This is a genomic window from Thauera phenylacetica B4P, assembly GCF_000310225.1.
In the GTDB taxonomy this organism is placed as follows: domain Bacteria; phylum Pseudomonadota; class Gammaproteobacteria; order Burkholderiales; family Rhodocyclaceae; genus Thauera; species Thauera phenylacetica.
This window is the reverse complement of sequence record NZ_AMXF01000191.1, coordinates 1-7,965: the sequence shown is the minus strand read 5'-3', so window position 1 is coordinate 7,965 and position 7,965 is coordinate 1. Positions and strand designations below refer to the sequence as shown.

At 68.7% G+C, this 7,965-nt stretch carries 7 protein-coding genes, 1 pseudogene and 1 riboswitch; of the genes and pseudogenes, 6 read left to right on the top strand and 2 right to left on the bottom strand.

Features of this window, described 5'->3' with window-relative positions; genetic code table 11:
- Window positions 1-596: surface-adhesin E family protein (locus C667_RS17715; RefSeq protein WP_370701719.1), on the bottom strand; the 596-nt coding region annotated here is incomplete at its 3' end.
- Between the two features lie 97 nt (window positions 597-693).
- Window positions 694-789, top strand: a riboswitch (TPP riboswitch).
- Between C667_RS17715 and thiD the strand changes: the two genes are divergently transcribed.
- The 5 genes and pseudogenes from thiD to C667_RS26910 all read left to right on the top strand — a co-directional run bounded on the left by thiD (window position 783) and on the right by C667_RS26910 (window position 5,509).
- Window positions 783-1,676, top strand: a complete 894-nt coding sequence (gene thiD / locus C667_RS17710; RefSeq protein WP_039922045.1) for a bifunctional hydroxymethylpyrimidine kinase/phosphomethylpyrimidine kinase — start codon at window positions 783-785, stop codon at window positions 1,674-1,676. It overlaps the preceding riboswitch by 7 nt.
- A gap of 150 nt (window positions 1,677-1,826) precedes the next feature.
- The gene (thiC, locus tag C667_RS17705) at window positions 1,827-3,746 is read left to right on the top strand and encodes a phosphomethylpyrimidine synthase ThiC (RefSeq protein ID WP_004372828.1); all 1,920 of its coding nucleotides are present in this window, start codon (window positions 1,827-1,829) and stop codon (window positions 3,744-3,746) included.
- Window positions 3,747-3,755: 9 nt separating this feature from the next.
- Entirely contained in the window at window positions 3,756-4,082 is a 327-nt protein-coding gene (locus C667_RS17700) for a nucleotidyltransferase domain-containing protein (protein WP_004372826.1), read from the top strand.
- Entirely contained in the window at window positions 4,075-4,509 is a 435-nt protein-coding gene (locus tag C667_RS17695) for a HEPN domain-containing protein (RefSeq protein ID WP_004372824.1), read from the top strand. Before C667_RS17700 ends, C667_RS17695 begins: the two co-directional genes overlap by 8 nt.
- Window positions 4,510-4,581: 72 nt before the next feature.
- Window positions 4,582-5,509: pseudogene (locus C667_RS26910) on the top strand (IS1634 family transposase).
- A 130-nt stretch (window positions 5,510-5,639) separates the two neighbouring features.
- Here C667_RS26910 and C667_RS25800 read toward each other — a convergent pair.
- The gene (locus C667_RS25800) at window positions 5,640-5,876 is read right to left on the bottom strand and encodes a hypothetical protein (protein WP_157302396.1); all 237 of its coding nucleotides are present in this window, start codon (window positions 5,874-5,876) and stop codon (window positions 5,640-5,642) included.
- Window positions 5,877-6,119: 243 nt separating this feature from the next.
- Here C667_RS25800 and C667_RS17685 point away from each other — a divergent pair.
- A partial coding sequence (locus C667_RS17685) for an SWIM zinc finger family protein (RefSeq protein WP_004372821.1) occupies window positions 6,120-7,965 on the top strand: 1,846 nt, incomplete at its 3' end.

Below are 7,965 nucleotides of genomic sequence, written 5' to 3'. Positions count from 1 at the left end.
GCGCGCGCCGACTCCCCGGCCTTCGGCGGCGCGGCCACAGCGGGGGCGACCGGGGCTGCGGGCGCCTGGGCCGCAGCCGCAGGGGATAGGGCAGAGGGCGTTGCGGTGGCAGCGGCCTGAGGCGGAGCGGCGCCTGGCGCAGCCGCCGGCTGCGCGCTCGCGATCCGGGCCGCCTCGGCCGCCAGCTTCTGCAGCTCGACCGCCGAGGGCGGATCGCACACCTCGCGCCACATGCGCTCGTCCACCGTGTTGCGCGCCACCGCGATCGGCGCCTCGGCCCCCACCGGCTCCTCGCGCACGATGTTGTCGTCGGCATCGACATACACCCGCTTGACCGTCGCGAACGTGCGGTTGCGGCAGTCGTAGCGGTTGAGCGCCTTGATCATGGCGTAGCCGGAGCGCTGCGCCTCCTCCGAGGTCAGCACCACCCGGCCCCAGGAGATCTTGGTGCCGGCGTCCGAGCGCAGGATGCTGGCGCGATCGATCTCGATGCGGCGGTCGCGGTCGCTCAGCACGAGCTGCCAGTCGGCAGCGCAGGCCGCGCCGGCGAGGTGGGCGAGCAGCAGGGCGAGGAGGAGAGGGCGCGGTTTTTTCATCGGCGTCGGCATGGCGTGGCGTTCCATCCTGCTAAACGACCACGAGGGCGGGATCTTGAGCGGCTTGCCACGCTAAAGTGCATACAGTATCTTCCTTGGCTCTCGTTGGGGGTGCCCGCCGCGCACGGGCTGAGAAACACCCTTGGAACCTGATCCGGCTCGCACCGGCGTAGGGAAACGTCCTTCATGAGTTCGTCCGCAAGCTCCGCTGCCACCGGCAGCGCCTCGTCCCACTCGTCCGGGGCGGCCTCCCGCATCCCGAACGTGGTCTCCATCGCCGGCGTCGACCCGTCCGGCGGGGCCGGCGTGTTCGCCGACCTCAAGGCTTTCAGCGCGCTCGGCGCCTACGGCTGCGGCGTGGTCGCCGCGCTCACCGCGCAGAACACGCAGGCGGTCACCGGCGTGCATGTGCCGCCCACCGACTTCCTGCGCCTGCAGATCGACACCCTGTTCGCCGACGTGGCCATCCACGCCACCAAGATCGGCATGCTCGGCAGCGCCGAGGTCACCAGCACGGTGGCCGAGCGCCTCGCGCACTGGCAGGCCGCCCGGGTCGTGCTCGATCCGGTCATGGTCGCCAAGAGCGGCGACTGCCTGCTGGCGAAGAGCGCGATCTCGGCGATGCGCGAGGCGCTGTTCCCGCAGGCCTTCCTGATCACCCCCAACCTGCCCGAGGCCGGCGTGCTGCTCGAGCAGCGCGCGCCCGACACGGTCAAGGAGATGTACCGCGCCGCCGAGCGCCTGCGCGAGCTGCTGCCCTTGTCCTCCGAGCGCTGGGTGCTGCTGAAGGGCGGCCATCTGCCCGGCAACGATCTCGTAGACCTGCTCTTCGACGGCGACCGCATGGTCGAGCTGCCGGCGCAGCGCATCGAGACGAAGAACACCCACGGCACCGGCTGCACGCTCAGTTCGGCGATCGCCGCGCTGCTGCCGCAGGCCGAGGGCCAGTTCCGCCCGGTCGAGACCGCAGTGCGCCACGCCCGCCAGTGGCTGCTGGGCGCGATCGCGCACTCGGGCGAGCTCGCGGTCGGCAGCGGGCACGGGCCGGTGCATCACTTCCACGCGCTGTGGAAGCGGTGAGCTCGGGCCGAGGCAGCGCGGGGATCACGGGCCGGGGTTCGCGGCTGCCGCCGCTCCTACAGCGCCCCGATCACGTCGGTCGCGGAAAGGCGGCCGCCGCCGCGACCACCAACTAAACCACGAACACCACGAACTTCCCCAGGAGACAGCATGAACGCCAACGAAAAATTCATCGCCGCCAAGGCCCACGTCGACGAGGCCGCGATCGCCCCGCTGCCCAACTCGCGCAAGATCCACGTGCAGGGCTCGCGCCCCGACATCCGCGTGCCGATGCGCGAGATCTCGCAGGCCGACACCCCGGCCTCCTTCGGCGCCGAGCAGAACCCGCCGATCTTCGTCTATGACTGTTCGGGCCCCTACTCCGACCCTGCCGCGAAGATCGACATCCGCTCCGGCCTGCCCGCGCTGCGCCAGCAGTGGATCGAGGAGCGCGCCGACACCGAGCTGCTGCCCGATCTGTCGTCCGAATTCGGCCGCCAGCGCGCCGCCGACAAGAGCCTGGACGAGCTGCGCTTCCCCGGCCTGCACCGCAAGCCGCGCCGCGCCAAGGCCGGCGCCAATGTGTCGCAGATGCACTACGCGCGCCGCGGCATCATCACCCCCGAGATGGAATACGTCGCCATCCGCGAGAACCTCAACCGCGAGCAGTACATCGCCTCGCTGCGCGCCAGCGGCGGCCTCAAGGGCCAGAAGATGGCCGACATGATGCTGCGCCAGCACCCGGGCCAGAACTTCGGCGCCAGCCTGCCGGCGACGATCACCCCCGAGTTCGTGCGCGACGAGATCGCCCGCGGCCGCGCCATCATCCCCAACAACATCAACCACCCCGAGAGCGAGCCGATGATCATCGGCCGCAACTTCCTCACCAAGATCAACGCCAACATCGGCAACTCGGCGGTCACCTCCAGCATCGCCGAAGAGGTCGACAAGATGACCTGGTCGATCCGCTGGGGCGGCGACACGGTGATGGACCTGTCCACCGGCAAGAACATCCACGAGACCCGCGAGTGGATCATCCGCAACTCGCCGGTGCCGATCGGCACGGTGCCGATCTACCAGGCCCTGGAGAAGGTGAACGGCAAGGCCGAGGACCTGACCTGGGAGATCTTCCGCGACACCCTGATCGAGCAGGCCGAGCAGGGCGTGGACTACTTCACCATCCACGCCGGCGTGCTGCTGCGCTACGTGCCGCTGACCGCCAACCGCATGACCGGCATCGTGTCACGCGGCGGCTCGATCATGGCCAAGTGGTGCCTCGCGCATCACAAGGAGAGCTTCCTGTACGAGCACTTCGAGGACATCTGCGAAATCATGAAGGCCTACGACGTGGCCTTCTCGCTGGGTGACGGCCTGCGTCCCGGCTCGATCTACGATGCCAACGACGAGGCCCAACTGGGCGAACTGAAGACCCTGGGCGAGCTCACCGAGATCGCCTGGCGCCACGACGTGCAGGTCATGATCGAGGGCCCCGGCCACGTGCCGCTGCAGCTCATCAAGGAGAACATGGACCTGCAGCTCGAGTGGTGCAAGGAAGCGCCCTTCTACACCCTGGGGCCGCTCACCACCGATATCGCCCCGGGCTATGACCACATCACCAGCGGCATCGGCGCGGCCACCATCGGCTGGTACGGCACCGCGATGCTGTGCTACGTGACGCCCAAGGAGCACCTCGGCCTGCCCAACAAGCAGGACGTCAAGGAAGGCATCATCACCTACAAGCTCGCCGCGCATGCCGCCGACCTCGCCAAGGGCCACCCGGGCGCGCAGATCCGCGACAACGCGCTGTCCAAGGCGCGCTTCGAGTTCCGCTGGGAAGACCAGTTCAACCTCGGCCTCGACCCGGACAAGGCGAAGGAATTCCACGACGAGACCCTGCCCAAGGACTCGGCCAAGGTGGCGCACTTCTGCTCGATGTGCGGCCCGCACTTCTGCTCGATGAAGATCACCCAGGACGTGCGCGACTTCGCCGCCCAGCAGGGCATCGACGAGGCCGAGGCGCTGAAGAAGGGCATGGAGGTGAAGTCGGTGGAGTTCGTGAAGGGCGGGGCCGAGGTGTATCGGAACGTATAAACTGTAGCCATGAGCACCACCGCGCGCCTCTCCGACCAGTCCATCGCCGCCGCCGTCCAGGCGCTGGCGGAGGGCGCGCACCCGCAGAAGATCGTGCTTTTCGGTTCGTATGCGCGCGGCGACGCAACGGCCGACTCCGACCTCGACCTGCTCGTGATCGCGGATGAGGTCAACGATCGGGCGAGCGAAATGGTGCGCCTGCGCCGCCTGTTGCGCCCGCTGCGCGTGCCGGCCGATGTTCTCGTCTATTCCGCCGACGAGGTCAGCCGCTGGGGCGCCCAAACCGGTACGGCACTTTACTGGGCGCTCCGAGAAGGCAAGGTCGTATATGGCTGAATCGGTCGCTGCCATGCTGCTCGACGCAGCACGCGAAGATGCCAAGGCGGTTCGCGCCCTTAGCCAACTACCCGAAATATCCGACACGATCGTGGGCTTTCACGCCCAGCAGTCGATCGAAAAAGCACTCAAGGCGGTGCTGTCGTCGAGTAGCGTCGCCTTTCGCCGCACACACGACATCGCCGAGTTGCTCGACCTCATCAGCGACCACAGGCTTCCTTCACCACCGTTCGCCGACTTTCTCGATGAGCTCAACCCCTTCGCCGTCGAAGCGCGCGATGGGCTGATCGCACCGGGATCAATTGATCGCCTACAGGCCCTCGAGTGGATCGATCAAGTGCTGGACTGGGCGGTGGCAACAAGCAGCGGCCACCGCTCCGAGGACCCCGCACGGACACTCCGCGAGCAATCGCGCAAACCAGACTGAAAATCCCACCCAAGTCCGGGCGGTCGAGTTGATGAATTGACATCCTCCCCCGCCTGAAGGCCGAGGCTTGCCGTGCACCGGGTCACCCGCGACGGCTTCCCGGTACGCCACTGGGTGTTTCCGGGCAACACCGTCGATGTCACCACGGTGGCCCAGGTCAAGGAAGATCTCAAGGGCTGGCAGCTCACCCGCTGTCTGTTCGTCGGTGACGCCGGCATGGTCTCGCAGGCCAACTTCCAGGCGCTCGCCAAGGGCGGCGGAAAATATCTGATGGCGATGCCGATGCGCCGGGGCGACGAGGTGACCGAAGCGGTGCTCTCGCGCCCGGGCCGCTACCGCAAGATCGCCGACAACCTCGAGGTCAAGGAGGTCGTCGTCGGCGACGGCGAGCGTCGCCGACGCTACGCGGTGTGCTTCAACCCGCAGGAGGCCCGCCGTCAGCGCGCCCATCGCGACGAGCGCCTCCGCGAACTCGAGGCCGAGCTTGCATGCCTGGCCGATCAGGACGAGGGCGGACACAGCAAGCGCGTGTGCGCGCTGCGGACGCTTCCTGAAGGAGACCAAGCGGGGCCTGGCCATCGACCGGCAGGCCATCGCCGAACTCGAACGCTTCGACGGCAAGTTCGTCGTCCACAGCAACGACGACACCCTCACCGCCGAGGACATGGCGCTCGGCTACAAGCAGCAGCAGCGCGTCGAAGAAGCCTGGCGCACGATGAAGGGCGGCCTGCGCATGCGTCCGGTGTTCCACTGGGCGCCCCACCGCATCTACGCCCACATCGCGATCACCGTGCTGTCGCTGCTACTGGAACGCGTGATCGAGCACGCCTGCCAGGATACTTGGCGCAACGTGCGCGACGACCTCAAGCGCATTCAGCTCGCGCAATTGTCCAGCCCCAACGGCACCGTCTGGCAGGTCACCGAACCCACGGCGGAAGCGGCCAATCGACTGAAAGCATTGAAGATCAAGCCGCCGCCGGCCATCCTCCGGCTCGACTGAGCCCGACTCCCGCATAGATACACGGCCGTTTCCGGTGCCTCGCCGGACGCCTTGTGCTGCGCGCCTTGCGGCGGGACGTGTTACTTGGTGGTGTCAAAGTCAGGTCTGCTGACGTCTCTTCGCCGGGCAATCACCGTTCCGGCCAAACATAAGAAAAGAAGGCCTCGGTCGTCAGCGTTTTCGGATAAAGGCGTTCACTTCCAGACGGCCCAGGGAGCATCACCGTGACCTGACGGCAGGCGTCCGGCCCATGACTCAGGTGCAATGGACGAGCAGGGCCATAGACGTACATGCGGTCAAAAGGCAAGTGCGATGCGATCCAGCGTGCCACTTCCACCATGTCCTCGTCTTCGACGAGGAAATCCACCGCTGCGCCCTGACGTGGGCAAATCGGCCTCCTCAAACGATTGAGTTCGCAAGCCGCATGCTGGTCCAGGGCTGGCGCGATACGCGCCGGAAGTCTGCCCCCGCCTGCCGGCACTGACGGCCGGCGAACGAGCGGTATTTCGAAAACCGTTTTCGACGCTGTGGCTACAACGCAATCTTCCGGTCAAGTGTAAACTGGCGGGTTTCCCCCCCTTGCGGCTGCCCCAGGGCACGCCCTCCGCCGATGAAACTGCTCGAAGCTTTCACCCAGGACGACCTGATCGCCGCGCTCGGCGTGGAGACCGTGGCCAAGGGCCTGGGCTACGTGAGCCGGGTCAGCGCGCTGTCCGTCGAGGGCCACACGGTGTCGGCCCTGGTGAAGGGTCGCCAGCGCACGCCCTACACGGTCGAGGCCGAGGTCGAGGACGAAGTCCACCCCGTGGACGGGCACCCGATGCTCAGGAGCGAGTGCACCTGCCCGATGGGCTACGGCTGCAAGCACGTGGCGGCGATGATGCTGGTGTGGCTGCACCAGCGCCGCCGCCCCGACCGCCCGCGCGAGCAGGTGCTGGCCTGGGTGAAGGGCTTTCGCGAGACCGCGGACAGCCTCGCGAAGGACGGCACGCGCAAGCGCAGGCCGACCTCGGTCAGCTACGCGCTGCGCTATGTCGTCGAGCCCAGCCTGTACGGCGGCGACTTCAGCGTCAAATGCCACAAGGTGCGCCTCGACCAGCACGGCGAGATCCGCCAGCACGAGCCCTGGAGCAACATCGAGCGCGCGCTGCAGGCCCCGCCCGCCTTCGTGGACGACACCGACCTCGACCTGCTGCGCCTGCTGTGGGCGCACCGCGCGCGCGGTCACTTCGATGTCAGCGACGGGCTGCCGCTCGAGGGGCGCCACAGCGACGAGCTGATGCGCAGCCTGCTCGCCAGCGGCCGCGTGCATTTCGGCAGCCTCGCCGGCCGCGTGCTGGCGCTGGGCGAGCCGCGTGCCGGTACGCCCGACTGGACGATCACCAGCGAGGGGCTGCGCGCCCCGGTGCTGAGGGTGGAGCCCGCAGCCGACCGCGTGCTGGCGCTGCTGCCGCCCTGGTACATCGACACCGCGCGGGCCGAGGGCGGCCCGATCACGCTGCAGGTCTCCGCCGAGCTGGTGCAGCGCCTGCTCTGGCTCCCGGCGCTCACCCAGGCCGAATCCGAGCTGGTCGCCGAGACCCTGGCCGAGGTCGCCCCCGCCCTGCCCGCGCCCACGCTGCGCGGCGAACCGCCGGTCGAGCTCGGCGGCGCGCCGGTGCCGGTGCTGCGCCTGGAAACCCGCCCAACCTACCACGTGCGCTTTCGCCAGTACGCACCGCACGGGACCTATCTGTTCGACTTCGCCCAGCTCGCCTTCCGCTACGGCACCGTCACCGTCGAAGCCGGCGACGCCCGCCTCTTCCAGCCGCTGCCAGACGGGCGCAGCGCACGCCTGAGCCGCGACGAGGAGGCCGAGCGCGCCGCAGCGCAGCGTCTCGCCGCCGCCGGCGTCACCCGCATCCCGCCGGGCGCGGTGCAGACGAGCTTCGGCAGCCTGCCCGCCGATGCGCTCGGGCTGGCGAGCGAGGCGACCTGGCCCGGCTTCATGGCCGAGACCGTGCCGGCCCTGCGTGCGGAAGGCTGGGAGGTGGCCTTCCCGAGCGACTTCCGCCACCACGCGATCGACATCGATCACCTCATGCTCGACATCGACGAGCATCAGGACGGCTGGCTGGGCCTGTCGCCGGGCGTCGAGATCGACGGCAAGGCCCTGCCGCTGGCGCCGCTCCTCGCCGGCCTGTTCGCGCACGATCCGCGCTGGCTGTCCGGCCGCCTGGACGAGATCGACGACCACGAGGCGGTGATCCTGGAGGACGAGACGCTCGGCCGCCTGCGCATCGGCGCGGCGCGCATCAAGCCGCTGGTGCGCGCGCTGGTCGACCTCTTCGACCGCCCCGACCACGACTGGCGCGTCTCGAAGCTCGACGCCACCCGCCTGGCCGACCTCGACCTGCCCGGCCGCGGCCGCGAGCAGCTCGCCGCGCTCGCCGCGCGCCTTCGCGACGCCGAGGGCA

Excerpts from the sequence above, each read along its gene's own strand:
- thiD (WP_039922045.1), top strand. The coding sequence starts at position 783 with ATGAGTTCGTCCGCAAGCTCCGCTGCCACCGGCAGCGCCTCGTCCCAC.
- thiC (WP_004372828.1), top strand. The coding sequence starts at position 1,827 with ATGAACGCCAACGAAAAATTCATCGCCGCCAAGGCCCACGTCGACGAG.
- C667_RS17700 (WP_004372826.1), top strand. The coding sequence starts at position 3,756 with ATGAGCACCACCGCGCGCCTCTCCGACCAGTCCATCGCCGCCGCCGTC.
- C667_RS17695 (WP_004372824.1), top strand. The coding sequence starts at position 4,075 with ATGGCTGAATCGGTCGCTGCCATGCTGCTCGACGCAGCACGCGAAGAT.